Source organism: Methylobacterium sp. J-072 (assembly GCF_022829425.1).
GTDB lineage: Bacteria > Pseudomonadota > Alphaproteobacteria > Rhizobiales > Beijerinckiaceae > Methylobacterium.
The window spans coordinates 48,830-74,446 of the sequence record NZ_JAKSYK010000184.1 but is presented as its reverse complement, the minus strand read 5'-3'; the positions used below and the strand labels follow the sequence as shown (position 1 = coordinate 74,446).

Below are 25,617 nucleotides of genomic sequence, written 5' to 3'. Positions count from 1 at the left end.
TGCACGCGCGCATGGTGGTGCCCCTCGCCTGGGTGACGCGTACGGCGCGGCGCCAGCCCCCCTACCAGATGGCACAATCTCCCGCGTGTGCAACGCCCGGAGGTTCGGAGGCGAGCGCGACCCCCGCGTCCCCCCTGCCGGAGGCGCACGGAACGATCGGGCTTTGTACAGTATACGACAAAGCAGACTGCTATCAGTCTGGCTGTTGTGGTCAGCTATAAATTGGTCTTGCCCTTAAATTGATCACATCATAGTACCGGCGCCATTATAGCGCTGTATCTGGCAGCGCAGACACAGATTCCGGCCGCCCGCCCTCGAATGATGGCGGCCGAGAGCAACGGACGGGAGGTTTCGGAATGGATGCCATGGTCGGAGAGGACCTGGATTATCTCACGCTGTCCGTCGACATCGTGTCGGCCTTCGTGAGCAACAATCCGGTGCCCGTGCCGGAACTGCCCGGGCTGATCGCCGCGGTCCACGCGACCCTGCACGGGCTGAGCCAGCCGCCGGCCCCGCCGGCGGAGGAGCTCCGGCCGGCCGTGTCGGTCCGGCGCTCGGTCCAGCCCGACTTCATCGTGTGCCTGGAGGACGGGAAGAAGTTCAAGTCGCTCAAGCGGCACCTGCGCACCCACTACAACCTGACGCCCGACGCCTATCGCGAGAAATGGGGGCTCGCCCCCGACTACCCGATGGTGGCGCCGAACTACGCCGCCGCCCGCTCCAACCTCGCCAAGAGCATGGGCCTCGGCCACCAGCGGCGGAAAGGCCAGAAGGCTTAAAGCCAGCCGGCGCGCGTCCACAGCTTTCCGAGCGGGATTCAGCATCGGGCAAGGGGCGCTTGCGAGGGTCGGCGGGCTCACCAGCGACCCGAGATCCGATGCCCGGCAAGCCCAACCCCGTCGCCCGCCTGTTCTGGACGGCCGTGCTCGGCTGTCCGCTCGGGCTCTGGTACGGACCGCCGGCCTTCGCGGCCACGGGGGCGGCCCTGGTGCTGGTGCTTGGGCGCCATCTCGGACGGCCCCGCCGGTTCCGGGCGCGGGTGCGCCGGATCGCCCGGGCCCATGGCGAGACCCTGGCGCTGCGGCGGCGGCAGGAGAGCTTTTGCGACGCCTACGGCAACCGGATCGAGGACGGCTGGCTGCGGGAGCGGGCCTATTTCCTCGACCGGACGGTGCTGCCGCAGATCGGGCCGCGCTTCGCCGACCTCGCCGAGTCGGAACGCGCCCGGATGCTGGCGATCGTCGAGGCGGAGGCCGCCGCCGTCGCGCTGCCCGAGGAGGACGAGGCGCCGGGCGACGGGATCGATTACGAGCGCTACTGCGCCGAGCGCTTGGCCCGGGCAGGCTGGCGGGCGCATCGGACCCCGCCGAGCGGCGACCAGGGGGCCGACATCGTCGCGGTGCGCGATGGTTTACGCCTGATCGTCCAGTGCAAGCGGCTGGCGAAGCCCGTGGGCAACGCCGCCGTGCAGGAGGCGGCCGCCGCCCTGCGCTACTGGGCGGGCGACCGGGCCGCGGTGGTGTCGAATGCCGGCTTCACCCCGGCGGCCCGCCGCCTGGCGGCGGCGACCGGCGTGCTGCTCCTGCACCACGATGCGCTGGACGACATCGACCTCGCCGGGGCGCATCGAAGCTAGCGCAATCAGGTCCCGGGATCCCAAAGGGCCAAGGCCCTTTGGCGGGGTTCGGGGCGCGAAGCCCCGATGACCTCAGAGGACCTTGAGCAGCGCCTCGGCGCCGGACGCTTCGGCCTTCGAGGGGGTCTCCTCGACGTTGAGGATCTTCACCACGCCGTCCTCGACCAGCATCGAGTAGCGCTTCGAGCGTATCCCGAGGCCGAAGCCGGTGCCGTCCATCTCCAGGCCGATGGCCTTGGCGAAGTCGGCATTGCCGTCGGCCAGGAACTCGATGCCCTCGGCGCCGCTGGCCTTCGACCAGGCATCGAGCACGAACACGTCGTTGACGCTGGTGACCGCGATGGCGTCGACGCCGCGGGCCAGGATCTCGTCCTTCTTGGTGACGAAGCCGGGCAGGTGGTTGCGGTGGCAACTCGGCGTGAAGGCGCCGGGCACGCCGATCAGCACCACGCGCCGGCCCTTGAACACGTCGTCGGTGGTGCGGGCGATCGGGCCCTCAGGGCCCGTCACCCGGAAGGTCGCCTGGGGCAGGTGGTCGCCGACCTGGATCATCGCGGGTCCCTCCGTTGCTGCACGCTCGGATCGCGCGCTGGACAATCGCGCCTGACCTAGCGTGGCGGGCCGGGCCTGTCGAGGACGGCGGCGGCGGAGTTCGTCACGCTCCGAGCAGCTTGATGAAGGCCGCGCCGGCGCCGAAGAAGGCCGCGCCCGCGGCCATGCCCGAGAGCGCAACCTGCCAGGGTGCAAGGGTCCGGTCGCGGCTGAGCTTGGCCGCTTCGGCCGACATCTTGAGTTGCTCGGCAGCCAGCTTGGCCGCCTCGGCCATGAGCTTGTGCTGCTCGGCGACGAACTTGTTCGTCTCCTCCAGCGCCCGCTGGATCTGGGCGCGCTGCGCCTCGATGTCGAAGGCAGCCGGTGATGCAGCGTCCGCCATAGGAGCCTCCTTTCACGGCCAGATCGGGCCTGCGCGCAGTCCAATGCCCGAGGGCGAAGACATATAGCGATCCGCCCGTAGATTCGACAGCGCCTTCGGGGCCGACCCCGGCGGTGGGCCGCGCGCTTTGTCCGCTGGACAAGGCGAGGGGGCCGCGTAGCATACGCGCATGTCGAACCCAGCGTCGCCCGTGCAGTCCACGCTCACCGGCCCGAGCTTCCTCGACGGCCAGTTCCTCGTGGCGATGCCCGGGATGGCCGACGAGCGTTTCGCGCGCTCGGTGATCTACGTCTGCGCCCATTCGGCGGACGGCGCGATGGGCATCATCGTCAACAAGGCGGCCACCGACATCAGCATGCCGGACCTGCTGGTCCAGCTCGACGTCTGCCCGGAGGCGGACGCGATCCGGCTGCGCGAGCGAGTCGGGCACATGCCGGTGCTGATGGGCGGCCCGGTGGAGGGCCGGCGCGGCTTCGTGCTGCACACCGACGATTTCCACATCCAGCAATCGACGCTGATCATCGACGACGGCATCTGCCTGACCGCCACCGTCGAGATCCTGCGCGCCATCGCCAGCGGCGAGGGGCCGGCCAGCGCCGTGCTGGCCCTGGGCTATGCCGGCTGGCAGGCGGGCCAGCTCGAGAGCGAGATCATGGCCAATGGCTGGCTCAACTGCCCGGCCGACCCGGCGCTGATCTTCGACACCGACCTCGACGCCAAGTACGAGCTGGCCCTGCGGACCAACGGCATCGACCCGGCCATGCTGTCGATGACCGCCGGGCGGGCCTGAACACCCAACCTATTCGGGCGGCATCTCGCCGGCCGCGTCCGGGTTCATCCCGTCCACGGCGGGCTCCGCGGCCGGCCTGGGCCGGGACCGGCGCGGTGCCGCGGCAGCCGTCGGCACGGCTGTGTTGGCGCCGAGCCGGGTGGCGAGGGCCAGGGCCCGGTTCTCGGTGACCCGCAGGTGGCAGAAGCCGTGGGTGCCCTCGCGGGCGTAGCCGCGGCAGAGCTGCTCCCGGTCGGCCGAGAAGGCCGCCTGCTCGCTCACCACCGGCCGGACATCCTCGCGCCGGGCGCGCTGGGTCATGAGCTTGTAATTGTCGCGCACCGCCTTGTCGGCGACGCCCCGGGCGGTGTCGAACTCCCCGGCCCGGGGGATCAGGCTGGCGCCGGCCGGCCCCCACAGGCCCACGGGGGTCGTGGCGCAATCGGCGTTCGAGAAGGTGCAGACCGGCCCCTGGCCCAGGGACGAGACCAGCACGCCGCCCTCGACCACGTCGAAGCGCAGCGGGCACTCGGCCCCGGCGGCCTCGAAGCGGGGCGCGCCTTCGGGCTTGCCCTCGGCGGACAGGGTGATGGGATTGCCGTTCGCGAGCGGCACCGTGCAGGATTCCGCCGGCTGCGAGATCTTGGTGCCCGGCAGCTTGATCCGCGCCGACACGGCGGTGCCGGACCGTTCCAGCTTCAGGGTCCCGGACAGGCCGTTGAGCTGAAGCTCCTGCCCGATCACCCCGTCCTCGGAGGGGACCTTCAGCACCACCGGCCGGGCCGGAGCCGGCGCGGGCCGGGACGCCTCGGGGGCCGCGGGCGCGCCCGGCTCCCCGGGAGCGGCCGGCGCGGCGGGCGGCGCCTCGGGCACGCCCCGGGGCGGCACCGGCGGGCGTTCGGGCTTGATGCCGAACAGGCGCTCGAAGAAATTCTGGGCCTGCGCCGGCGGGGCGGCGAGCATCACGGGAGCCGCGAGGGCGGCGGCCAGAAGGGGGAGCAGGAGGCTGCGGGTCCGTGGCATCGGGCTCTGACGGGGAAGACGAGGTGGCGGGGCCACGCTCAACCCCTTGTCGAAGCGTTAACACGCCATCGATGGCCTGGACGTGGCAGCGGAGCAACAAAATGCATCGACGCCAACCGGGCTGCAGCGCCTCCACGATAGGATTTTTCAGGCAGAACAAAGCCTTGGCCAAAAACGCGATGGCCGGGGCCAACGCGCCGGCTTTGCCTTGCGAGCCCGTCCGGGGGTTCTTATATCGCTCTCGACGCGGGATTATGCGCTGGATTTCAGCCGTTCACGGCCCTTGATCCGGCCCGGGTCCCATACTCACATCACACTCAATCCGCCATGGGCCGAGCTGCTTCGGGGCTCGGCGGTCTGCTTGAACGCGACGAAAAGAGGGATCCCACCATGGGTAAAGTTATCGGCATCGATCTGGGCACCACGAACTCCTGCGTGGCCGTCATGGAAGGCACGCAGCCCCGGGTCATTGAGAATTCGGAAGGCGCCCGCACCACGCCGTCGATCGTCGCCTTCACGGATGACGGCGAGCGGCTCGTCGGCCAGCCGGCCAAGCGCCAGGCGGTGACGAACCCCGAGCGCACGTTCTTCGCCATCAAGCGTCTCGTGGGTCGCACCTACGACGACCCGATGACCCAGAAGGACAAGGGCCTCGTCCCCTACAAGATCGTCCGCGGCGACAACGGCGACGCCTGGGTCGAGGCCGACGGCAAGAAGTACTCGCCTTCGCAGATCTCCGCCTTCACGCTGCAGAAGATGAAGGAGACCGCGGAGTCGCATCTCGGCCAGCCGGTCACGCAGGCGGTCATCACGGTCCCGGCCTACTTCAACGACGCCCAGCGTCAGGCGACCAAGGATGCCGGCAAGATCGCGGGCCTTGAGGTGCTGCGCATCATCAACGAGCCGACCGCGGCCGCCCTCGCCTACGGCCTCGACAAGAAGAAGGCCGGCACCATCGCGGTCTACGACCTCGGCGGCGGCACCTTCGATGTCTCGATCCTGGAGATCGGCGACGGCGTGTTCGAGGTGAAGTCGACCAACGGCGACACCTTCCTGGGCGGCGAGGACTTCGACAACCGCGTGGTCGAGTACCTGACCGCCGAGTTCAAGAAGGAACAGGGCATCGACCTGACCAAGGACAAGCTCGCCCTCCAGCGCCTCAAGGAGGCCGCCGAGAAGGCGAAGATCGAGCTGTCCTCGGCCACCCAGACCGAGATCAACCTGCCCTACATCACTGCCGACCAGGCCGGCCCGAAGCACCTTGCGCTGAAGCTCAGCCGGGCAAAGTTCGAGTCGCTGGTGGACGACCTGGTGCAGCGCACGATCGAGCCCTGCCGCAAGGCGCTCAAGGATGCCGGCGTCTCAGCCTCCGAGATCGACGAGGTGGTGCTGGTCGGCGGCATGATCCGCATGCCGAAGATCCAGGAGGTGGTGAAGTCCTTCTTCGGCAAGGAGCCGCACAAGGGCGTCAACCCCGATGAGGTCGTGGCGATCGGCGCCGCCGTGCAGGCCGGCGTGCTCCAGGGCGACGTCAAGGACGTGTTGCTGCTCGACGTGACCCCGCTGTCGCTCGGCATCGAGACGCTCGGCGGCGTGTTCACCCGGCTCATCGACCGCAACACCACGATCCCGACCAAGAAGTCCCAGACCTTCTCGACGGCCGAAGACAACCAGAACGCCGTCACGATCCGGGTCTTCCAGGGCGAGCGCGAGATGGCGGCCGACAACAAGCTGCTCGGCCAGTTCGACCTCGTCGGCATCCCGCCGGCGCCCCGCGGCATGCCGCAGATCGAGGTGACCTTCGACATCGACGCCAACGGAATCGTCAACGTGACGGCCAAGGACAAGGCGACGAACAAGGAGCACCAGATCCGCATCCAGGCCTCGGGCGGCCTCTCGGACGCCGATATCGACCGGATGGTGAAGGACGCCGAGGCCAATGCCGAGGCGGACAAGAAGCGCCGCGAACTGGTCGAGGTGAAGAACCAGGGTGAGAGCCTGATCCACGCCACCGAGAAGTCGGTGACCGAGTACGGCGACAAGGTCCCGGCGGCCGACAAGGGCGCGATCGAGACCGCGATGACCGCGCTCAAGACCGCGCTTGAGGGCGAGGATGTCGAGACCATCAAGGCCCGCACCACGGACCTGATGCAAGCTTCGATGAAGCTCGGCGAGGCGATGTACAGCGCCAACCAGGGTGCCGGCCCCGAGGCCGGTGCCGAGGCGGGGGCCTCCGAGAAGAAGGACGACGTCATCGACGCCGACTTCCAGGAGGTCGAAGAGAAAGACCAGAAGAAGCGCGCCTGAGGCGCGGTTTCGACAGGACCGAGCGGGGCCGGAGCGATCCGGCCCCGCCTCTGCTTGTGACGCGCTGTTGCGCGGGCGCCGCAGGAACCGGATATCGTCCGATGTCAGCCCCGGACCGGCCGGCTCATGCTAGATCGGCGGGATCGTCATGATCGCGACGGTGCCTCAGCCCGCTCACCCTGCTCAAGATCTGCCCCGAAGGCCCCGCCGCGGCGGACCGGGCGGGTCCAGGGATCACAGCGCCTTCTGATTGTCCGGAGACTGGGTGGGATGTCGAAGCGGGACTATTACGAGATCCTGGGGGTCGCCAAGACCGCCACGGAAGGCGAGTTGAAGGTCGCGTTCCGCAAGCTCGCGATGACCTATCATCCCGACCGCAATCCCGGCGACAAGGACGCGGAGATCAAGTTCAAGGAATTGAACGAGGCCTATCAGTGCCTCTCGGACGGCCAGAAGCGTGCGGCCTACGACAAGTTCGGCCACGCCGCCTTTAGCCAGGGTGCGGGCGGCCCCGGATTCGGCAACGAGTTCGGCGACTTCATGTCGGACATCTTCGACAATTTCTTCGGCGACGGCCGCGGCGGCGCGGCTCAGCGCGGGCGCGGGGGTGCGCCGGGGCGCGAGCGCGGCTCCGACCTGCGCTACAACCTGGAAATCACCCTCGAAGAAGCCTTCATCGGCAAGGCCGAGACCATCCGGATCCCGAGTTCGGTGACCTGCGAGGCCTGCGACGGCTCGGGCGCCAAGCCCGGCTCGAAGCCCCGCACATGCCCGACCTGCGCCGGCTACGGCCGGGTGCGGGCCGCGCAAGGGTTCTTCGCCATCGAGCGCACCTGCCCGAACTGCCACGGCCGCGGCGAGATCGTCGACGATCCCTGCGCCACCTGCCAGGGCGCCGGCCGGGTCAACCGCGAGCGCACGCTGTCGATCAACGTGCCGGCGGGCGTCGATGACGGGTTGCGCATCCGGCTCGCCGGCGAGGGCGAGAGCGGGTTGCGCGGCGGCCCGCCCGGCGACCTCTACGTGTTCCTGTCGATCAAGCAGCACGAGTTCTTCCAGCGCGACGGCGCCGACCTGTTCTGCCGGGTGCCGATCTCGATGGTCACCGCCGCGCTTGCAGGCGAGATCACCGTGCCGGTGATCGACGGCTCGCAGACCCAGGTGCGGATCCCGGCCGGGACGCAGACTGCCAAGCAGTTCCGGATCAAGGGCAAGGGCATGCCGGTGCTGCGCTCGCGCGAGGTCGGCGACCTCTACATCCAGGTCTTCGTCGAGACGCCGCAGAACCTGACCAAGCGCCAGCGCGAGCTGCTCCAGGAGTTCGACCAGTCGGCCTCGCCGGAGAACCACCCGGAATCGGCGGGCTTCTTCGCCAAGGTGCGGGATTTCTTCGGAAGCGCCGTCCGCCCGTGAGGCCGGCCGGATCCGAACCCGTGCACGTCCGTTATGCATCCGGCGAGCGTGGCATGCTTACCCTAGGCGCCGGACCGGCTTGACTGTAAGACGGCGCGTCGCCTTAGCCTTCCATTCCCATCGGCTTCGAGGAATCCAGGACTTGCCGCCGCTCCGCCGTCCCAGTGCGAAGGCCCCTGCCGCCAGGGGTGACAGTCTTGGGCCGCGGCGCGACCCCCTGGAGGACGAGGCCCGGTTCCTGCGCTCCTGGTTCGAGCGGCCGCTCGTCACCGGCGCGGTGACGCCGTCCGGTAAGATGCTGGCCCGGACCATGGCCTCCTACGTCGATCCGCGCCGCGAAGGCCCGGTGGTCGAGCTCGGCCCCGGCACCGGCCCGGTGACGGAGGCGCTGATCCGCCGGGGCATCGCGCCGTCGCGGCTGATCCTGGTGGAGTTCAACCCGGATTTCTGCCGCCTGCTGACCCGCCGCTTCCCGGGCGTGACGGTGATCCGGGGCGACGCCTACGACATGCGCGCGACCCTCAAGACGGCGCTGACCCAGCCGGCCGCCGCGACGATCTCGAGCCTGCCGCTGTTCACCAAGCCGCTGGAGCAGCGCCTCGACCTGCTCAACGCCGCCCACGACCTGATGCAGCCGGGCGCGCCCTTCGTGCAGTTCACCTACGCGGTGGTGCCGCCGATCCCGGCCCGCTGCGAGGCCGGCAGCTACACCGCCGACCGGTCGAACCGCGTCTGGCTGAACCTGCCGCCGGCGCGGGTGTGGGTGTATCGGCGACCGTAAGGCATCTCTCAGCGATACCGGATCACATGCCGCCCGCGCCGTCATTGCGAGCGGAGCGAAGCAACCCAGGGCTCCGCGACGCGAGGGGTCTTCACGCGAGGCCGGGATACAGATCGCACCAATCCGGGTTCATCGCCTCGATCAGGGCGAGCTTCTTCTTCCGGGAGCCGGCCTTGATCTGCTTCTCGCGGGCGATGGCCTCGCTCATCGTCGGGTAGCCCTCGTACCAGACCAGGCGCTTGCAACCGTAGCGGCGCGTGAAGCCGGGACTGAGCGCTTCGCGGTGCTCGTAGACGCGCCGGGACAGGTCCGCGGTGACGCCGGTGTAGAGCGTCCCGTTGCGGCGGCTCGCCATGATGTAGACCGCCGGCGCGCGCATGGTGGCTCTCTGCTGTCGAGCAAAACGATCGGTCGCGCGGAGCCCTGGGTTGCTTCGCTGCGCTCGCAATGACGGGAGGAGCGTCATCGCGCGTCGCGAGAGGCGTTTCGGTCCTGCGCTGCCTGCGCGAGCTTGCCGCCGCCGGATTGCGCCACGCTGGCCACGCCAGCGGGTAGGGCCGGCAACGGAGGCGTTCAGGGATTCGTGGCGGGGTGAGACCCTCCACCGTCATTGCGAGCGCAGCGAAGCAACCCAGGGCTCCGCGCGATCCCCGAACGTGGTGGATCCCTGGGTCGCTTCGCTGCGCTCGCGATGACGGCGTGGGCGAAGGAATCCGAACCAGGGCTGCCGACTTTTCGGTGCCACCCAAACCTGAACAACGCCTGAGAGACGAACTCACGTCCGCGTCAACTTAAAAGGGCCATACCTGGGTCACGGCCGGTCGCGGCAGCGCGATCGGCGAGGCACAGGAGGACGCCGATGTTCACCAAGACCGCACGCCTACGCCTGGCAGCCGCCGCCCTGGCGCTCGGGGGGATCACCCTCGGGGCGCCCGCGATGGCCGCGCCGCTCGGCCTCGATACCGGCCTGCACCAGGGCGCCGGCGACATCGTGGATGTCCAGTACGGCTACGGGTATGGCCACCGGCATCACGGGTTCGGCCCGCGCCACGGCTTCGGCCCGGGCTTCCGGGGCCATCATCATCACCACGGCTGGGGCCACGGCCACCATCGCGGCTGGGGTCATCACCGCGGCTTCGGCGGCCACCACCGTCACGGCTACGGCCGCTGGTAAGGCCCGCAGCGGGGCCGGATCCTATCCGGCCCCCACCCGCTCGATGATCGCCGACCGCCCGGGGGGCGCTTCGCCCATCCGGTAGGCCGCCCGTAGGGCCGCCTCCGCCCGGTCGGCGGCGGCCTCGTCGGCCGCGTGGACGATCCCGAGCTGACCGGACGCATCCCCGGGACCCGCGAGGTCGGTGAACCCGACGCGCGGGTCGATCGCGTCCTCCGGCCGGGTCCGGCCGCCGCCGAGCCCGATCACCGCCAGCCCGATCGCCCGCGTGTCGATGCCCGCGACCGTGCCGTCCTGCCGGACCGGCCGTCGCACCGGCGCCGCCGGCAGGTATCGCGCCGGGTCCTCCACAAGATCGCCCGGGCCGCCGAGCGCCGCGACCATCTTGGAAAAAATCTCGGCCGCTTGGCCGGAGGCGAGGGCCGCCTCCAGGCGCTCGGCCGCCGCGTCCCGGTCCGGCGCGAGGCCGCCGGCCACCAGCATCTCGGCCCCGAGCGCCAGCGTGACTGCGTGGAAGCGCGGCTCCCGGCGCGCACCGGTCAGGTAATCGATCGCGTAGGCGACCTCGACGGCGTTGCCGGCGGCGCTGGCGAGCGGCGCGTCCATGTCGGTGATCAGCGCGGCCGTGCGCAGGCCCGCGCCCTCGGCCACCGTGACGATGCTCTCGGCCAGCGCCCGGGCCTCATCGAGCCCGGTCATGAAGGCGCCGGAGCCCTGCTTGACGTCCATCACCAGACCCTGGAGCCCGGCAGCGAGCTTCTTCGACAGGATCGAGGCGGTGATCAGGTCGAGGGATTCCACCGTGCCGGTGACGTCGCGGATCGCGTAGAGCCGGCGGTCGGCCGGGGCCAATTCGGCGGTCTGGCCGATGATCGCGCAGCCGACCTGCCCGACCACCCGGCGGAAGGTGTCGAGCCCCGGGGTGGCGTCGTAGCTCGGGATGCTGGCGAGCTTGTCGAGCGTCCCGCCGGTATGGCCGAGGCCGCGGCCGGAGATCATCGGCACGTAGCCGCCGCAGGCCGCCACCATTGGGGCAAGCGGCAGGCTCACCGTGTCGCCGATACCGCCGGTGGAGTGCTTGTCGAGCACCGGACCCGGCAGGTCCCAGGCGAGCACCGTGCCGGATTCCGCCATCGCCCGGGTCAGCGCCACCCGCTCGGGCAGGGCCAATCCGCGGAAGAACACCGCCATGGCGAAGGCCGCCGCCTGCCCCTCCCCGACCGCGCCGTCGGTGAGGCCGTGGACGAAGGCCGCGATTTCTTCCGGGTCGAGAGTCAAGCCGTCGCGCTTGGCCCGGATGGTTTCCTGCGGCAGGCGCATGATCTTCACGACTCCCGCGCCTGCATCAGGGCGCCGAACAGACTGCTCGCCCCGAGCCGGAATGTTTTGGCGCTCACCCAGTCCGGCCCCATAATCCGGTCGGCGAGCGCCAGATAGGCGCCGGCATCGGCGACGCTGCGCAGGCCGCCCGAGACCTTGAGGCCGGCGGGGCGCCCGCTCGCCCGGATCTCCGTCAGCATCGCCTCGGCAGCCTCCGGGGTCGCCGAGACCGGGCTCTTGCCCGTGGAGGTCTTGAGGAAGTCGGCCCCCGCCTCCAGCGCCAGCCGGCTGGCGCGCCGGATCGCGGCGGGATCGGCGAGCTCGCCGGTCTCTAGGATGACCTTGAGGATCGCGGACCCGCTCGTGTCGCGCACGGCCTCGACCATGTCGCGGGCCGCATCGGCGTCGCCGCGCAGGAAGGCGCGGTAGGGCAGGACGAGGTCGATCTCGTCGGCACCGTCGCGCAGGGCTTCCGTGGTGTCGTCGAGCGCCCGGGCGCAATCGTCGCCGCCGGCCGGGAAGTTGATCACCGTGGCGACCCGGATGCCGCTGCCCTTGAGCGCCCGCGCGCCCTGCGTCACGAAACGCGGCCAGACGCAGATCGCCGCGACGCCGCCGCTCCGCGCATCCCGGCAGAGTGCGTCGATCTTCGGCTCGGTGCAGGTCTCGGTGAGGTCGGTGAGATCGAGGAGCAGCAGCGCCCGGCGGGCGACCGCACCGGCATCGGGTTCATCCATGAGGGCTCTCCTCGACGGGCAGGCCGGCCACGAAGGCCTGGACCAGGCGGCCGAGATCCGCCGCGGCCCGGGCCGCCACCGCCTTGGTCTCGGCGTGATGGGGGGCACCCCCGGCGATCCCGGCGGCGAGATTGGTCACCACCGACACGGCCGCCACCGGCAGGCCGAGGAAGCGGGCCAGGATCACCTCGGGCACGGTGGACATGCCGACCAGATCGGCCCCGAGGATGCCGGCCATCCGGACCTCGGCCGGCGTCTCGAAGCTCGGGCCGGAGAACCAAGCGTAGACGCCCTCCGTCAGTGGAACCCCGCAGGCCCCCGCGGCCGCCCGGAGGCGCGCGCGCAGGTCCGGATCGTAGGCCTCGGTCATCGGCACGAAGCGGGCGTCGCTCGCCTCGCCGATCAACGGGTTCATGCCTGACAGGTTGATATGGTCTTCGAGCAGGACCAGGCTGCCCGGGCCGGTCTCCGGCCGCAGGGATCCGGAGGCGTTGGTGAGGAGCAGGCGCCGCGCGCCGAGGCCGGCCGCGCAGGCGAGCGGCACCCGCATCGCCGCGGCGTCGCCCCGCTCATAGGCATGTGCCCGGCCCTCGAACACCAGCACGGGCCGCCCGTCGAGGCGCCCGCGATGCAGCCGGCCACCATGGCCGCTGACGCCGGCGCCGGGGAAACCCGGGATCGCCGCGTACTCCAGCGCGGTCGCATCCGTGAGCCCGGCCGCGATCCCGCCGAGCCCGGTGCCGGTGACGAGGGCACAGGCGTAGTCGCCGCCGAAGCCGGCATCCCGGAGCGTGTCGAGGGCGGCGGCCTCAGTCACCCAGCGTCTCCGGCCCGAACGATTCGGGCAGCAGCTCCGCCAGCGTGAAGGTTTTTGCCACGCGCTCCGGCCCGGCGGCGTGGATCGGCGTGTCGGGACCGGCGAATTCCCGGATGCGCTGGCGGCAGGCGCCGCAGGGTGTCACCAGGCCCGCGCCGTCTCCGCAGACCAGGATCTCCGCGATGCGCCGGCCGCCGCCCGCGATCATCGCGGCGATCGCCCCGGCCTCCGCGCAGGTGCCGACCGGATAGGCCGCGTTCTCGACGTTGCAGCCGGCATGGATCGCGCCCCGCTCGTCGCGGACCGCCGCCCCGACCCGGAACCGGGAATAGGGCGCATGCGCCCGCTCGCGCACCGCCCGGGCAGCCTCGAACAGGGCGCTGAGCCCATCATCCCGTTGCGCTGAATCGACGGCCTGCATGGCCGATCTTTGGCACCCGCCGGGGCGGCCTGTCGAGGGGCGGGGGCGCCCACGCGGATCGGATACCGGTTTCCGCGAGCGCTCCCGAACGGCTGCGCCGCGCGGGCTGAAATCGCGCTTGGCGGTTGAACGGCCCCTTTCCCGGGCACCGGGAACGCCAGTGGACGGTGATCCGGGACCCAGCAGAGAAAGCGCCGCGCAGCGGCACGATCCGTGGCAACGTCGCTTTGGGCGGACGCTTCGCGTCGTCTCGCGCTGGGTCCCGGGTCGCATTCCGCTGTCGCTGCATGCGCCCGGGAAAAGGGCCGCGCGGACTGAGATGCTTTCCGCGACGTGCGTTCTGTTTGTCTCAGCGCGTCGCCGCGCCAGCCCCCAGCATCCCCGCGGCCTGCCGCAGGGCCCGATCGTCCTGCGGGCCACTCAGCGCGTAGGCGGTGTCGCCGGCGTTCCAGGACAGGAGGGTGCCGTCGTCCGAGCCGGTGAGCGCCGCCGGGCCGCCGCGCAGGCCGCGCGTGGCGAACAGGGAGGCCTCGCCGAGGGGGCCGGCCTCGAAGGCGATCTCGATGCCGGTGCCGTGGCGCCCGGGGAAGATCTGGATGTCGCGCACCTGCCAGCCGGCCGGAAGCGGCGGCAGGTCGATGCCGGTGACGGACTGGAGGCGGGCTCGGTCGTAAACCGGGTGGTCGCCCTGGTTGGCGATGTTTTTGCGCAGCTGCGCCACGGCGCGGGCCTGGCGGGCATCGGCGATCAGGGCCGGATCGGGGGTCGCGGCCAGGGTGTCGGGCACGCCGAACCGGCCAATCTCGTCATGGGCGAGCCAGCCCGCGCCGACCAGCACCGCGATCGCGGCGGCGCGCTTGAGCCGCGCCCCGACCCGGCGCCAGCGCTGGTTGCGGTCGAAGCGGCGCGCCAGGACGAGGGTCCGGTCGGGTCCCGGCCCGGGCAGGCGCCCGAAAGCGGCCCGGAGGGCGTCGCGATCGTGCAGGTCGGCCATCACCTGGGCGGCGGCCCCGGGATGGGCGGCCAAGTGCGCCTCGACATCGAGGCGGCGCATCGGGTCGATCTGCCCGTCGACGAAGGCGATGAGATCGTCGTCTGTGATCGGATCCATCATCGGTGTAGTCCTCGATTCCAGCGTGCCGCCGGGGCGGATCCGCCGGTCGTCATCATCATCTGTGCGGTGTTGGCGGATGCCTCAGGCGTCGCCCGCGGCGCGTCTCATCGGCGGCCGGTCCCGGGTCTCGTCGGAGGCGACGAGGCGCAGGCCGGTATAGGTGCCGCGCCGTGGATCCGGCCGGCTCGCTTCGGGCTCGGCCTCGGTCTTGGCCCGGCTGCCCTCCTCGAAGGCCCGGAGCGCCGCCCGGCCGCGGCCGAGGCGCGACATCAAGGTGCCGATCGGGATGCCGAGCACCGCGGCGGCGTCGGCATAGGCCATGCCTTCCAGGGTCACGAGGTGGAGGGCGGCGCGCTGCTCCTCCGGCAGGGTCAGGAAGGCCTGGCGGATCTGGGCGAGGCGCACCCGGCCCTCCTGGGCGGGGGGCGCCATGTCCTCGCTCATCCGCACCAGCGCGTCGGCGTGACGCGCCTCGACCTGGCGACGGCGCTGCTCGTCGATGAAGGCGTTGTGCAGCACCGTCATCATCCAGGTGCGCAGGTTGGTGTTGGGGCGCAGGGAGCCCTGCATCTCCAGGGCGCGCACCAGGGTGTCGTGTACCAGATCGTCCGCCCGCAGGGCGTCGCGGGTCAGCGACCGCGCGTAGCGCCGCAGGGGCACCAACAGGTCGACGATGTCCGGATGCGTGTGCTTGTCTGAGGCCATAGGGTGTGAACGTGGCGGGCCGGGCTTTAATCCCGGCGTTCCGCTTCCCGAAGCGGTCAGGCCTGGTCGAGGGTGGCGGCGATGCCCGAGACCATCCTGGGGTCGGTGGGCTCCACCTGCGTGGCGAAGGCGGCGGCGAGCGAGCCGTCCCGGGCGATCAGGTATTTGTGGAAGTTCCAGCGCGGCGTCTCGCCCGGCCGCTCCGCCGCCGCCCATTGGTAGAACGGGTGCGCGCCCGGCATCTTCACCCGGGTCTTGGCGGTCAGCGGGAAGGTCACGCCGTGGTTCTTCCGCGCGGCCTCCGCGATGGCGGGGCCGTCGAGCGGCTCCTGGTTGCCGAAATCCGGCGACGGCACGCCGATCACCGTGAGCCCCCGGTCGCCGAAGCGGGTCCATAGGGTCTGGAGCCCGGCGAGCTGCCCGGCATAGCCGCAGGCGGTGGCGGTGTTGACGACCAGGATCGGCCGCCCGGCATAGGCCGAGAGCGGCATCGCGCCGCCCTCCGGATGCTCGAAGGCGAAATCGGTGGCCCGCCCGGACGGCGCGGCCCGGGCCGCGCCGGCAATCCCGGCACCGAGCAGGATCAGGGCCTCGCGGCGCAACAACGTCATGGCGGCCTCGCAGGGTCACGGGCGCTCACGCCCGAACCGAATTTAGGGCGCCCGCCGCGGAGATCTCAACACCGGGATCCCAAAGGGCCTGCGGCCCTTTGGCGGGGTTCGGGGCGCGCAGCCCCGCGCTTCGCTTACGCCGCTCGCACCGTGTCGAGGAAGCGATGGACCTCCGCGTCGAGCCGCTCGGCCTGGACCGAGAGTTCGGAGGCCGAGCCGAGCACCTGCACGGCGGCGGCCCCGGCGCCCTCGGCGGCGTTGGCGACCCCGGCGATGTTGGCCGTGACCTCGCCGGCCCCGACCGCCGCCTGCCCGACATTCCGGACGATCTCCTGGGTGGCCGAGCCCTGCTCCTCGATCGCCGCGGCGATCCCGGTGGACAGCCCGCTCATCTCGGTGATGCGTCCGACGATGATGCCGATCGCGTCCACCGTCTCCCCGGTCCAGGACTGGATCTCGCTGATCTGCCGGGCGATCTCGTCGGTGGCCTTGGCGGTCTGGCCGGCCAGTTCCTTCACCTCCGTGGCGACCACCGCGAAACCGCGTCCCGCCTCGCCGGCCCGGGCGGCCTCGATGGTGGCGTTCAAGGCCAGCAGGTTGGTCTGGCCGGCGATGCCGCTGATCAGGTCGACCACGGCACCGATCTTGACGGCGCCGTCGCGCAGGTTGCGCACGAGGTCCGCGGACTTCCCGGCCTCCAGCACCGCGGCGTCGGCGAGGTCGGCCGAGGCCTGGACCTGGCGGCCGATCTCGTTGACGGAGACGCCGAGTTCCTCGGCCGCCGCCGCCACGGTGTTGACGTTCGAGGCCGCCTGCTCGGCCGCCGACGCCACCGTGGTCGACTGGCTGGCGGTCTCGGCCGCCGCAGCGCTCATGGTCTCGGCCGTGGATTTCAGATTCGCCGAGGCCGTGGCGACGGCGCGGATGATGCCGCCGACGGCGCCCTCGAAGGTGGCGGCCATCTCGCGCATCGCCGTCTTGCGCTGCGCCTCCAGCTCGGCCCGGGCCTGGGCGGCCTCCTCCTCGAGGGCCTTTGCCCGGGCGAGCCCGTCCCGGAACACCTGCACGGCGCCGGCCATGGCGCCGATCTCGTCGCGGCGCCCGATCCCGGGGATCTCGACGGAGAGGTCGTTGGCGGCGAGCCGGGTCATGGCCTGGGTCATTTGGTGGATCGGCTTGCCGATGCCCTTATGCAGGGCCAGCGACCCGAGCAGGGCCGTGAGCACGATCAAGCCAAGGCCGATCAGATTGGCCGCCCGCGACGACGCGATGGCGGCCGCCGAGGCGGCGCTCCGCTCCTTCAGGAGGCCCCGTTCGAACCGCGTGATCTCGGCCGCCTTGGCGCGCAGGCCGTCCATCGCCGCCTTGCCGGCGCCCGAGCCTTCCAGCCGACGCGCCTCCTCCTGGGTGGCGGGCTCCTTCATCAGGGCGCGCTCGCGATCCGCGACCTCCGTGCTCCAGCGGTCGGCGAGGGCCTTCACGTCCGCGAGCATGGCCTGCGTCGTGGGATTGCCGGCCGTGAGGGTCCGCGCCGCATCCCAGGACGCCGCGAAGGTTTTTCGCCCGGCCTCTTCGGGTTCGAGGAAGCGCGGATCGGCGGAGATCAGGTAGCCGCGCAGGGCGGTCTCCCGGTCGACCATGGCGTTGGTCATCCGGCCGACTTCAGCCAGCACCTCGTGGGTATGGACCGTCCACTCTTCGGCGTCCTCGATCAGCCCGGTATTGCGGAGCGAGATCGCCGTGACGCCGGCGGTGATCGCCAGCATCAGCGCCATGATGAGCGCGAACTTCACGCCGGTCTTGAGGTCGATCAGACGAAATCTCATGGCCAGCCCTCCCAGGAATCAGAATCACCGCGCCCGCTCGGTCTTCGGTGAAAGGGCCGAGCTACCGGAACCCCGTGAAATATATCTTACGCCTGGGATTTTCTACTTTAAATTCAGTCCTTAGCCGGAGATAAACGCTTTGATCTTACAAACAACATCACGATCATCCGGATCTCGACGCGATATCAATCACATCGCGACTTGCCGGATGACGATCCTCGCGTCGGACGCACGGCGTTTTACTGATACGCATCCCGCAGGTTGAGTGTACAAGCCTGCCCGATCGTCCCGTATGTCTCGGCGAGCCAGACCTGCGCTGCGGCACGGCCCTTGTCGCGCAGGCGCTTGAACACGGTCCAGCGCGCGTCGAGCTTGGAGGCGGCGTTGTAATCCTCCAAGGCGTCGGTACCGTCGATCCGGTGCACCAGGACCCGCTGATAACCGCCCTGGCCGAGGGTGCCGTCCTCGATCAGCCCGTCGAGGAAGTCGATCGCCCGCAATTCCCGCATCAGGTTGGCGTTGAAGGTGATCTCGTTGAGCCGGTCTCGGATCTCGCTCTCCGTGCGCGGGGTCTCGCGCCGCTCGACCGGGTTGATCTGGACCAGCACGATGTCGCGGGTCCGGGCGCCCCGGTGCAGCGGGTAGAGCGGCGGGTTGCCGAGATAGCCGCCGTCCCAATAGGGCACGCCGTCGATCTCCACCGCCTGGAACACCGTGGGCAGGCAGGCCGAGGCCATCAGGTGGTCGACGGTGAGGCGCTCACGCTCGAACACCGCGAGCTTGCCGGTCCAGACATTGGTGGCCGAGACGAACAGGCCCGCGGTCTCGGCCTCGCGCAGGCGCTCGAAATCGATCTGCTCGGCCAGCGCCTTGCGCAGCGGGTTGATGTTGAGCGGGTTCGACACGTAGGGGCTGGGCGAGAGCAGCTTGGACCAGAACTCGGCCACCGGGTTGCCCTTCCACAGGTTGAACAGCCCGCTCACGAAGTTGCGCTGCGCCGGCCCGAGATCGCCGTCGAGGCTGACCTCGCGCCAGAACCGCTCCAGTCCCTCCCGGGCGCCGTCCGGGCCGCCCTTGAGCCAGCCGTCGACCATCACGACGCCGTTCATGGCCCCGGCGCTGGCCCCGGTCACCGCCTCGAAGGCCAGGCGCCCGTCCTCGATCAGCGCGTCGAGCACGCCCCAGGTGAAGGCGCCGTGCGCACCGCCGCCCTGCAAGGCCAGCGCGACCGGCTTCTCGGCCCGGGGCCCCGCAAGGATCTGGCGGGGCGGATGCGCGGGCGAGGGCTCGATCCCGTCCGAGACCGGGACTTCGGACGGAATTTCGGGAACCACGGTCACCGGGTTGTGCGGCTCACCGCCGTGGGGGTGCTCGCTCATGTCGGCCTCCAAAATCAGGATCCCCTAGATGGGATGGTGCAGTGCAACATCAACCATGCGCCGGGCTTACGGCACATCCGAGGCCCCGGTCACGACGCGCGATTCGGCAACAGGGCCGGACGAAAACCGATGTTGCGCACGCGGCCAACTCGACATCCGCATCCGGATACGACATGACAGCCGCGATGCTGTCATGCGCGGCGTCGGCTTGACGCTGCGCGGCGTCGTCCGCAGCTAAGCCGCGGGCGGCCCGCAGCCCCGAAGCTCCGGCGAGGCGCGCGCCGCGAAACGCCCGGCCGGCCCGATAAGGCCCCGGCGCTTTTTCGCGAAGCGCGCGCACGCGAAGGTCCACGATGGAAGTCATGGAAGCCATCCGCTCCGAAAATCCCGCTCCCGAGACCATCCTGGCCTACGGGGGCCCGGAGGTCGCCGGCCCGGCACCGCGCCACCGCACCGTCGGCGTCACGGTCGGCGAGGGCGAAGGCGCGGTCATGGTCGGCGGCGGCGCCCCGATCGTCGTGCAGTCGATGACCAACACCGACACCGCCGACATCGACGGCACGGTGGCGCAGGTGGCCCAGCTCGCCCGGGTCGGCTCGGAGCTGGTCCGCATCACCGTCGACCGGGACGAGGCCGCCGCCGCGGTGCCGAAGATCCGCGAGCGCCTCGACCGGATCGGCGTGCACGTACCGCTGGTCGGCGACTTCCACTATATCGGCCACAAGCTGCTCGCCGACCATCCGGCCTGCGCCGAGGCCCTGGCGAAGTACCGGATCAACCCCGGCAATGTCGGGTTCAAGGACAAGAAGGACACTCAGTTCTCCTCGATCATCGAGCAGGCGATCAAGTACGGCAAGACCGTGCGGATCGGCGCCAACTGGGGCTCCCTCGACGGCGAGTTGCTCACCCATCTGATGGACGAGAACGCCAAGCTGCCGCGGCCGATCGATGCCCGCGCGGTGATGCGCGAGGCGATGGTGCGCTCGGCGATCGGCTCGGCCGACCGGGCGGTGGAACTCGGCCTGCCGCAGAACAAGATCATCCTCTCGGCCAAGGTCTCGGCGGTGCAGGACCTGATCGCGGTCTACCGCGAGGTTGCGCGCCGCTCGGATTACGCGATCCATCTCGGCCTGACCGAGGCCGGCATGGGCTCCAAGGGCCTGGTGGCGGCCTCGGCGGCGATCGGCGTGCTGTTGCAGGAGGGGATCGGCGACACGATCCGCTACTCGCTCACCCCCGAGCCGGGCGGCGACCGCAGCGTCGAGGTCAAGGCGAGCCAGGAACTGCTGCAGACCATGGGCTTCCGCACCTTCGTGCCGATGGTCGCGGCCTGCCCCGGCTGCGGCCGCACCACCTCGACCACCTTCCAGGAGCTGGCCCGGGACATCCAGAACTGGATCGTCACCTCCATGCCGGAATGGAAGAAGAGCTATCCGGGCGTCGAGGGCCTGAACGTCGCCGTGATGGGCTGCATCGTCAACGGCCCGGGCGAATCGAAGCACGCTGATATCGGCATCTCCCTGCCGGGCACCGGCGAGACCCCGACTGCGCCGGTGTTCATCGACGGCAAGAAGGCCATGACGCTGCGCGGTGCGACGCTCGCCAAGGATTTCGAGACCGTCGTGATCGAGTACATCGAGCGCCGCTTCGGCCAGCAGGGCGGCGGCACGCGCACCGCGGCCGAATAGCCGGACGCAGTGCGCGCTGGACGGCAGGATTAACCGCCGTGTCATTCCGGGGCGCCGTAGGCGAGCCTGGAACCCAGAGCCGCCGACAGCGCAAGATTTTGAACTGTCGGCGGTTATGGATCCCGGGCTCCGCTTCCCGGCCCCGGGATGACAAGGCGGGTGATTAGAAGTTCAGAGAACTTTTGAGTCCCAAGAGAATAAGTAAATTCCTCTGCCCCGGGTAGCCTTCCCCGCCGGCCCCGCTCCCACCGAAGCCCTGATCTTCGCGGTGCCCCCGGTTCCCGGCCGCCTGAGGCCGTGATAGCAAGGCCGCACGATCCCGTGAGCGGTCGGCCCGGTGGCCGGCCCGCGTGGTTCGGCGGAGTTTTCGCGTCCTCCTGCCCGGCCCCACCAGGCCCCTGAGCCGACCCGCGAAACGCCGGCCACGCCCGAGCCTCCGACATTCCGCATGAGCCAAACCTTCGCACCCGGCGTAGCAGCCCAGCCCGTGCCCGCGGCCTCTGACGCCCCGCCCGATTCCGCCGCGGCGGCGGGCGAGACCGGCGGCACCGGACCGGCGCAGGGGCCTGCGCCCGGCGGCGCCCTCGATTCTCCCGAGAAGGCGGAGACCCGGCACGGCCATGCCGGTTTCTGGACGCTGCTGGTCGGCTCGGTCGGCGTCGTCTACGGCGATATCGGCACCAGCCCGCTCTACGCCTTCCGCGAGGCGCTGGTCCCGGCCCGCACCGACGGCATCCTGCTGCCCGAGGAGGTGATCGGCACCGTCTCGCTGATCCTCTGGGCGCTGTTCCTGATCGTGACGGTCAAGTACGTCCTGATCCTGCTGCGCATGGACAACAACGGCGAGGGCGGCATCCTCTCGCTGATGGCTTTGGCCCGCAAGGCGCTCGGCGGCTCCCGCATCGTGTTCATGCTCGGGCTGCTCGGCGCCTCGCTGTTCTACGGCGACGCGGTGATTACCCCGGCCATCTCGGTGCTCTCGGCCGTGGAGGGGCTGAAGCTCGTCACCCCGGCCCTGAACGACTACGTGCTGCCGATCACGGTGACGATCATCATCGTCCTGTTCCTCGTGCAGAATCGCGGCACCGCCAAGGTCGCGGCGTTCTTCGGGCCGATGACCGTCGTGTGGTTCGTCGCCATGGCGCTCGCGGCCCTGCCGCATATCGGCCTGCACCCGGAGGTTTTTCGCGCCGCCAACCCCTGGTACGCGGTGCATTACCTCCTCGGCCACGGCACCGGAGCGCTGGTGGCGCTCGGCGCGGTGTTCCTGGCGGTGACCGGCGCCGAGGCTCTGTTCGCCGATCTCGGGCATTTCGGCCGCAAGCCGATCCAGGTCGCCTGGGTCTGCCTGGTCTTCCCGGCGCTCGCCCTGAACTATCTCGGCCAGGCGGCCCTGGTGCTGGAGAAGCCCGACACCGCCGACCCGTTCTTCCAGCTCGTCCCGGCCTGGGGCCTGCTGCCGATGGTGGTGCTGGCGACGCTGGCCACCGTGGTGGCGAGCCAGGCGGTGATCACCGGCGCCTTCTCGTTGTCCCGTCAGGCGATCCAGCTCGGCCTGCTACCGCGCCTCGAGATCCGGCACACCTCCGAATCGCATGCCGGCCAGATCTACCTGCCGCAGATCAACGGGCTGCTGATGGTCGGCGTCGTGCTGCTGGCGGTGCTGTTCAAGACCTCGTCGTCGCTGGCCTCGGCCTACGGCATCGCGGTGACCGGGACGATGCTGCTCACCGCCTCGATGACCTTCCTGGTGATCTGGCGGATGTGGGGCTGGTCGCCGGTGGCGGCCGCCCTGGTGATGCTGCCCTTCATCGTGCTGGAGTTCCTGTTCCTGCTCTCCAACCTGATCAAGGTGGTCGAGGGCGGCTACGTACCCCTGATCCTGGCCGGGGCCCTCATCGTGCTGATGTGGACCTGGGTGCGCGGGGTCACGATCCTGTTCAACAAGACACGCAAGACCGACGTGCCGCTGGTCGAGCTGGTCGGCATGCTGGAGAAGAGCCCGCCGCACCACGTGCGCGGCACCGCGGTGTTCCTGACGAGCGACCCCGAGATCGCCCCGGCCGCGCTCCTGCACAACCTCAAGCACAACAAGGTGCTGCACGAGAAGAACGTGATCCTCACCGTCGAGACGGTGGACACCCCGCGCTCGAACGAGGCCGACAAGGTCAGGATCGAGCCGGTGGGGCCGCATTTCTTCAAGGTCGTGATGAAGTTCGGCTACATGGAGACGCCGAACATCCCAAAAACCCTGGTGCTGCTGCGCCGCCAGGGCTTCAAGTTCGACATCATGGCGACGTCGTTCTTCCTGTCCCGCCGCTCGATCCGCCCGGCGACCCATTCGGGCATGCCGCTCTGGCAGGACCGGATTTTCATCACCCTCGCCAAGAACGCCAACGACGCGACGGACTTCTTCCAGATCCCCACCGGGCGCGTTGTCGAGGTCGGGACGCAGGTGACGGTGTAGGAGCGATCCTGATCGCGCGCAGGAGACATCGGGTCTCCAAAGGGCTCAGCCCTTTGGCGGGGTTCCGGGGCGGAGCCCGGTGGCTTGCAGGGCTCTGCCCTGCACCCGCAAAAGGTCCCGGACCTTTTGAAACCTGGATTGTCATGGCGGCGCGAACAGGTTCTCCGCCATGAAATCCACGAAGACGCGGATCTTCGGCGCGAGCTGACGGCTCGACGGCCAGAGGATGCGGAAGGTGCCGCAGCGGTGCACCACGTCGTCCATCACGCTCATCAGTGTCCCGTCCGCGATCTGCGCGCGGACCGCGAAATCCGGCAGGCAGGCGATGCCGAGGCCGCGCTCAGCCAGGCAGACCAGCGGCTCGATGGTGTTGGAGGTCGCCGCGGTGCGCAGGTCGATCGTGTCGCCCGCCTCCAGCAGCCAATCCTCCAGCCGGCCCGTCGTCGGGAAGCGATGGCGCAGGCACCGGTGCCCGGAGAGGTCGCGCAGCGAGTCCGGGATTCCATGCGCGGCAAAATAGGCGGGCGCGCCGACCAGCTTGAGGTCGTAGCTGCCGAGCACACGAGTCATCAGTCGGGAATCCCGCGCCTCGCCGGTGCGGATCACCGCATCGAACCCCTCGTCGATCACGTCCACCAGCCGGTCGGTGAAATCGAGGTCGAGTTCGATCTCCGGCCACGCGACCATGAAGGCCGAGAGGGTCGGCACCATCAGGCGGCCGACCATCGGCAGGCTGACCCGCAGTTTTCCGCGTGGGGCATCTCGGGTCTGGGATAATTCCAGCTCGGCCTGCTCGATCTCGCAGAAGATCTTGCGGCAGCGTTCGAGGAACTGCCCGCCTTCCGGGGTCAGCGTGACCACCCGGGTCGAGCGGTGGAACAGCCGCACGCCGAGCCGCGCCTCCAGGCGCGCCACCGCCTTGCCGACCGCCGAGGCGGAGACGCCGAGCTGTCGGCCCGCCGCCGTGAAGCTGCGTGCCTCGGCGGCCTGCATGAAGACGGTCAAGGAGCCGAGCCTGTCCATCGCGCCCACCGATTGCGGACCGATCTGTCCGATATGTCGCGAATTGTAGCCCGATGATCGGGTCGCGCCAGCGATTCTATCGTCGCCACCCGAGTCGGTGACTGGTCTCCCGGCGCTCCCGCCAGCGGAGGGCACCGCCTCGATCGGACAGGTGAGCGATGACGGCGACCCCGGAACCCCGAACCCTTCCCGGCCAATCCATTGCCGGTACCATCAACGCTACGGCCGAGCCGAACAGCCTTCCCCTGGCAGGGCTGCTGGCGCTGGCGCTCGCCGGCTTCATCACCGTCCTGACCGAGGCGCTGCCCGCCGGCCTGCTGCCGCAGATCGGCGCCGGCCTCGCGGTGCCAGAATCCCTGGCCGGGCAACTCGTCACGATCTACGCCCTGGGCTCGCTGATCGCCGCGATCCCGTTGACGGCGGCGACCCAGGGCCTGCGCCGCCGGACGCTGCTCCTCGCCGCGATCCTCGGCTTCGCGGTGGCCAACACCGTCACGGCGGTCTCGGCGTCTTACGCCCTGACGCTGGCGGCGCGCCTCGTCGCCGGCGTCTCGGCCGGCCTGCTCTGGGCTCTGCTCGTCGGGTACGCGGCCCGCATGGTGCCGGAGCACCAGAAAGGCCGCGCCATCGCGGTCGCCATGGTCGGCATCCCGCTGGCGCTCTCGCTCGGCGTCCCCGCCGGCACCTTCCTCGGCACCGCGATCGGCTGGCGGGCCTGTTTCGGCGTGATGAGCGGGCTGACGCTGATCCTCGTCGCGTGGGTCCTGGTCACGGTGCCGGATTTCCCCGGCCAGCCGGGCGGCCGGCGGCATACCTTGCGCGACGTGTTCGCGATGACCGGCGTGCGCCCGGTGCTGTTCGTGACGCTGGCCTTCGTGCTGGCCCACAACATCCTCTACACCTACGTCGCGCCGTTCCTGGCCGCCGGCGGCATGGGCGAACGGACGGACCTCGTGCTGCTGGTCTTCGGCGCCGCGTCGCTGATCGGCCTCTGGATCGTCGGCGCCCTGATCGACCGGCATGCGCGGGCGCTGACGCTGCTCAGCGCCGGACTGTTCGGGCTCGCGACGCTGATCTTCGGCCTCCGGAATGACGATCCGGCGGCAATCTGCGTCGCCGCCGCGATCTGGGGGCTCGCCTATGGCGGCGTGCCGACCCTGTTCCAGGCGGCGCTGGCCAAGGCCTCCGGGGATGCGGCCGATCTCGCGCAGGCGATGCTGGTCACGGTCTGGAACGTGGCGATCGCGGGCGGCGGAATCGTCGGCGGCCTGCTGCTCGACAGGGTCGGTACCGGCGCCTTCGCGCCCGCTCTGCTCGCCCTGCTCGTGCTGACCCTGATCGTCATCGGGGCGGCGCGGCAGCATGGCTTTCCAAGCGCCCGGCCCTGAAGAGGCAATCCTTCCAAGACATCGGCATGTGCGCCGCCACACGCGGCATGTCCCGGGCGCGGACCTCCGGCGGCATGCCGCGCC

24 protein-coding genes are annotated in these 25,617 nt (G+C 70.3%); 10 read left to right on the top strand and 14 right to left on the bottom strand.

Features of this window, described 5'->3' with window-relative positions; all coding sequences use genetic code 11:
- The first annotated feature begins 356 nt into the window (after positions 1–356).
- A complete protein-coding gene (locus tag MKK67_RS23435; RefSeq protein ID WP_243969992.1) occupies positions 357–779 on the top strand; it encodes a MucR family transcriptional regulator in 423 nt (140 codons plus the stop codon).
- 98 nt (positions 780–877) lie between these two features.
- Positions 878–1,636 carry a restriction endonuclease gene (locus MKK67_RS23430; protein WP_243969990.1) on the top strand — a complete coding sequence of 253 codons (759 nt, stop codon included), beginning with the start codon at positions 878–880 and terminating at the stop codon, positions 1,634–1,636.
- A 72-nt stretch (positions 1,637–1,708) separates the two neighbouring features.
- Here the strand turns inward: MKK67_RS23430 and MKK67_RS23425 are convergent, their stop codons facing one another.
- Entirely contained in the window at positions 1,709–2,188 is a 480-nt protein-coding gene (locus MKK67_RS23425; protein ID WP_243969988.1) for a peroxiredoxin, read from the bottom strand.
- A 103-nt stretch (positions 2,189–2,291) separates the two neighbouring features.
- Positions 2,292–2,570, bottom strand: a complete 279-nt coding sequence (locus MKK67_RS23420) for a hypothetical protein (protein WP_243969986.1) — start codon at positions 2,568–2,570, stop codon at positions 2,292–2,294.
- Positions 2,571–2,739: 169 nt separating this feature from the next.
- Here MKK67_RS23420 and MKK67_RS23415 point away from each other — a divergent pair, with 169 nt between their 5' ends.
- Entirely contained in the window at positions 2,740–3,360 is a 621-nt protein-coding gene (locus tag MKK67_RS23415; RefSeq protein WP_243969984.1) for a YqgE/AlgH family protein, read from the top strand.
- Positions 3,361–3,369: 9 nt separating this feature from the next.
- On the opposite strand, the gene MKK67_RS23410 is transcribed toward MKK67_RS23415, so the two are convergent.
- Positions 3,370–4,362, bottom strand: a complete 993-nt coding sequence (locus tag MKK67_RS23410) for a hypothetical protein (RefSeq protein WP_243969982.1) — start codon at positions 4,360–4,362, stop codon at positions 3,370–3,372.
- A 390-nt stretch (positions 4,363–4,752) separates the two neighbouring features.
- Between MKK67_RS23410 and dnaK the strand changes: the two genes are divergently transcribed.
- From dnaK to MKK67_RS23395, 3 genes are all read left to right on the top strand, one after another.
- Positions 4,753–6,669: a molecular chaperone DnaK gene (dnaK, locus tag MKK67_RS23405; protein WP_243969980.1), complete on the top strand. Its 1,917-nt coding sequence runs from the start codon at positions 4,753–4,755 to the stop codon at positions 6,667–6,669.
- A 270-nt stretch (positions 6,670–6,939) separates the two neighbouring features.
- Positions 6,940–8,082 carry a molecular chaperone DnaJ gene (gene dnaJ, locus MKK67_RS23400; RefSeq protein WP_243969978.1) on the top strand — a complete coding sequence of 381 codons (1,143 nt, stop codon included), beginning with the start codon at positions 6,940–6,942 and terminating at the stop codon, positions 8,080–8,082.
- Positions 8,083–8,224: 142 nt separating this feature from the next.
- Positions 8,225–8,863: a class I SAM-dependent methyltransferase gene (locus MKK67_RS23395; RefSeq protein WP_243969976.1), complete on the top strand. Its 639-nt coding sequence runs from the start codon at positions 8,225–8,227 to the stop codon at positions 8,861–8,863.
- Positions 8,864–8,954: 91 nt separating this feature from the next.
- Here MKK67_RS23395 and MKK67_RS23390 read toward each other — a convergent pair whose 3' ends face one another.
- Positions 8,955–9,242 (bottom strand): GIY-YIG nuclease family protein, encoded by a 288-nt coding sequence (locus tag MKK67_RS23390; RefSeq protein WP_243969974.1) that lies wholly within the window; start codon positions 9,240–9,242, stop codon positions 8,955–8,957.
- A 480-nt stretch (positions 9,243–9,722) separates the two neighbouring features.
- Here MKK67_RS23390 and MKK67_RS23385 point away from each other — a divergent pair, with 480 nt between their 5' ends.
- Positions 9,723–10,037, top strand: a complete 315-nt coding sequence (locus tag MKK67_RS23385; protein ID WP_243969973.1) for a hypothetical protein — start codon at positions 9,723–9,725, stop codon at positions 10,035–10,037.
- Between the two features lie 21 nt (positions 10,038–10,058).
- On the opposite strand, the gene deoA is transcribed toward MKK67_RS23385, so the two are convergent.
- From deoA to MKK67_RS23340, 9 genes are all read right to left on the bottom strand, one after another.
- Positions 10,059–11,357: a thymidine phosphorylase gene (gene deoA, locus MKK67_RS23380; protein ID WP_243969971.1), complete on the bottom strand. Its 1,299-nt coding sequence runs from the start codon at positions 11,355–11,357 to the stop codon at positions 10,059–10,061.
- A 5-nt stretch (positions 11,358–11,362) separates the two neighbouring features.
- Positions 11,363–12,094, bottom strand: coding sequence for a deoxyribose-phosphate aldolase (gene deoC / locus MKK67_RS23375; RefSeq protein WP_243969969.1), 732 nt, complete (start codon positions 12,092–12,094; stop codon positions 11,363–11,365).
- The gene (locus MKK67_RS23370) at positions 12,087–12,911 is read right to left on the bottom strand and encodes a purine-nucleoside phosphorylase (RefSeq protein ID WP_243969967.1); all 825 of its coding nucleotides are present in this window, start codon (positions 12,909–12,911) and stop codon (positions 12,087–12,089) included. Before MKK67_RS23370 ends, deoC begins: the two co-directional genes overlap by 8 nt.
- Complete coding sequence (locus MKK67_RS23365; RefSeq protein ID WP_243969965.1) at positions 12,904–13,332, bottom strand: cytidine deaminase; 429 nt, start codon at positions 13,330–13,332, stop codon at positions 12,904–12,906. The genes MKK67_RS23370 and MKK67_RS23365 overlap by 8 nt, the downstream gene beginning before the upstream one ends.
- A 349-nt stretch (positions 13,333–13,681) precedes the next feature.
- A complete protein-coding gene (locus MKK67_RS23360; protein WP_243969963.1) occupies positions 13,682–14,446 on the bottom strand; it encodes an anti-sigma factor family protein in 765 nt (254 codons plus the stop codon).
- A gap of 81 nt (positions 14,447–14,527) precedes the next feature.
- Positions 14,528–15,151, bottom strand: coding sequence for a sigma-70 family RNA polymerase sigma factor (locus MKK67_RS23355; RefSeq protein ID WP_243969961.1), 624 nt, complete (start codon positions 15,149–15,151; stop codon positions 14,528–14,530).
- 56 nt (positions 15,152–15,207) lie between these two features.
- Positions 15,208–15,762 carry a glutathione peroxidase gene (locus MKK67_RS23350; RefSeq protein WP_243969958.1) on the bottom strand — a complete coding sequence of 185 codons (555 nt, stop codon included), beginning with the start codon at positions 15,760–15,762 and terminating at the stop codon, positions 15,208–15,210.
- Between the two features lie 134 nt (positions 15,763–15,896).
- Complete coding sequence (locus MKK67_RS23345; protein WP_243969956.1) at positions 15,897–17,588, bottom strand: methyl-accepting chemotaxis protein; 1,692 nt, start codon at positions 17,586–17,588, stop codon at positions 15,897–15,899.
- Positions 17,589–17,827: 239 nt separating this feature from the next.
- Positions 17,828–18,967, bottom strand: a complete 1,140-nt coding sequence (locus MKK67_RS23340; RefSeq protein ID WP_243969954.1) for a patatin-like phospholipase family protein — start codon at positions 18,965–18,967, stop codon at positions 17,828–17,830.
- Positions 18,968–19,320: 353 nt separating this feature from the next.
- Between MKK67_RS23340 and ispG the strand changes: the two genes are divergently transcribed.
- Positions 19,321–20,655 carry a flavodoxin-dependent (E)-4-hydroxy-3-methylbut-2-enyl-diphosphate synthase gene (ispG, locus tag MKK67_RS23335; protein WP_409568434.1) on the top strand — a complete coding sequence of 445 codons (1,335 nt, stop codon included), beginning with the start codon at positions 19,321–19,323 and terminating at the stop codon, positions 20,653–20,655.
- A gap of 448 nt (positions 20,656–21,103) precedes the next feature.
- Positions 21,104–23,122, top strand: a complete 2,019-nt coding sequence (locus tag MKK67_RS23330; RefSeq protein ID WP_243969950.1) for a potassium transporter Kup — start codon at positions 21,104–21,106, stop codon at positions 23,120–23,122.
- A gap of 141 nt (positions 23,123–23,263) precedes the next feature.
- Here the strand turns inward: MKK67_RS23330 and MKK67_RS23325 are convergent, their stop codons facing one another.
- Positions 23,264–24,145, bottom strand: coding sequence for a LysR family transcriptional regulator (locus MKK67_RS23325; RefSeq protein ID WP_243969948.1), 882 nt, complete (start codon positions 24,143–24,145; stop codon positions 23,264–23,266).
- Between the two features lie 158 nt (positions 24,146–24,303).
- On the opposite strand from MKK67_RS23325, the gene MKK67_RS23320 reads away from it, so the two are divergent.
- On the top strand, positions 24,304–25,533 hold the full coding sequence (locus tag MKK67_RS23320; protein WP_279601792.1) for an MFS transporter: 1,230 nt from the start codon (positions 24,304–24,306) through the stop codon (positions 25,531–25,533).
- Positions 25,534–25,617: the final 84 nt, after the last annotated feature.

What these genes read in the sequence shown, in the direction of transcription:
- MKK67_RS23435 (WP_243969992.1), top strand. Translation starts at nt 357, where the DNA reads ATGGATGCCATGGTCGGAGAGGACCTGGATTATCTCACGCTGTCCGTC.
- MKK67_RS23430 (WP_243969990.1), top strand. Translation starts at nt 878, where the DNA reads ATGCCCGGCAAGCCCAACCCCGTCGCCCGCCTGTTCTGGACGGCCGTG.
- MKK67_RS23425 (WP_243969988.1), bottom strand. Translation starts at nt 2,188, where the DNA reads ATGATCCAGGTCGGCGACCACCTGCCCCAGGCGACCTTCCGGGTGACG.
- MKK67_RS23420 (WP_243969986.1), bottom strand. Translation starts at nt 2,570, where the DNA reads ATGGCGGACGCTGCATCACCGGCTGCCTTCGACATCGAGGCGCAGCGC.
- MKK67_RS23415 (WP_243969984.1), top strand. Translation starts at nt 2,740, where the DNA reads ATGTCGAACCCAGCGTCGCCCGTGCAGTCCACGCTCACCGGCCCGAGC.
- MKK67_RS23410 (WP_243969982.1), bottom strand. Translation starts at nt 4,362, where the DNA reads ATGCCACGGACCCGCAGCCTCCTGCTCCCCCTTCTGGCCGCCGCCCTC.
- dnaK (WP_243969980.1), top strand. Translation starts at nt 4,753, where the DNA reads ATGGGTAAAGTTATCGGCATCGATCTGGGCACCACGAACTCCTGCGTG.
- dnaJ (WP_243969978.1), top strand. Translation starts at nt 6,940, where the DNA reads ATGTCGAAGCGGGACTATTACGAGATCCTGGGGGTCGCCAAGACCGCC.
- MKK67_RS23390 (WP_243969974.1), bottom strand. Translation starts at nt 9,242, where the DNA reads ATGCGCGCGCCGGCGGTCTACATCATGGCGAGCCGCCGCAACGGGACG.
- MKK67_RS23385 (WP_243969973.1), top strand. Translation starts at nt 9,723, where the DNA reads ATGTTCACCAAGACCGCACGCCTACGCCTGGCAGCCGCCGCCCTGGCG.
- deoA (WP_243969971.1), bottom strand. Translation starts at nt 11,357, where the DNA reads ATGCGCCTGCCGCAGGAAACCATCCGGGCCAAGCGCGACGGCTTGACT.
- deoC (WP_243969969.1), bottom strand. Translation starts at nt 12,094, where the DNA reads ATGGATGAACCCGATGCCGGTGCGGTCGCCCGCCGGGCGCTGCTGCTC.
- MKK67_RS23365 (WP_243969965.1), bottom strand. Translation starts at nt 13,332, where the DNA reads ATGCAGGCCGTCGATTCAGCGCAACGGGATGATGGGCTCAGCGCCCTG.
- MKK67_RS23360 (WP_243969963.1), bottom strand. Translation starts at nt 14,446, where the DNA reads ATGATGGATCCGATCACAGACGACGATCTCATCGCCTTCGTCGACGGG.
- MKK67_RS23355 (WP_243969961.1), bottom strand. Translation starts at nt 15,151, where the DNA reads ATGGCCTCAGACAAGCACACGCATCCGGACATCGTCGACCTGTTGGTG.
- MKK67_RS23350 (WP_243969958.1), bottom strand. Translation starts at nt 15,762, where the DNA reads ATGACGTTGTTGCGCCGCGAGGCCCTGATCCTGCTCGGTGCCGGGATT.
- MKK67_RS23345 (WP_243969956.1), bottom strand. Translation starts at nt 17,588, where the DNA reads ATGAGATTTCGTCTGATCGACCTCAAGACCGGCGTGAAGTTCGCGCTC.
- MKK67_RS23340 (WP_243969954.1), bottom strand. Translation starts at nt 18,967, where the DNA reads ATGAGCGAGCACCCCCACGGCGGTGAGCCGCACAACCCGGTGACCGTG.
- ispG (WP_409568434.1), top strand. Translation starts at nt 19,321, where the DNA reads ATGGAAGTCATGGAAGCCATCCGCTCCGAAAATCCCGCTCCCGAGACC.
- MKK67_RS23330 (WP_243969950.1), top strand. Translation starts at nt 21,104, where the DNA reads ATGAGCCAAACCTTCGCACCCGGCGTAGCAGCCCAGCCCGTGCCCGCG.
- MKK67_RS23325 (WP_243969948.1), bottom strand. Translation starts at nt 24,145, where the DNA reads ATGGACAGGCTCGGCTCCTTGACCGTCTTCATGCAGGCCGCCGAGGCA.
- MKK67_RS23320 (WP_279601792.1), top strand. Translation starts at nt 24,304, where the DNA reads ATGACGGCGACCCCGGAACCCCGAACCCTTCCCGGCCAATCCATTGCC.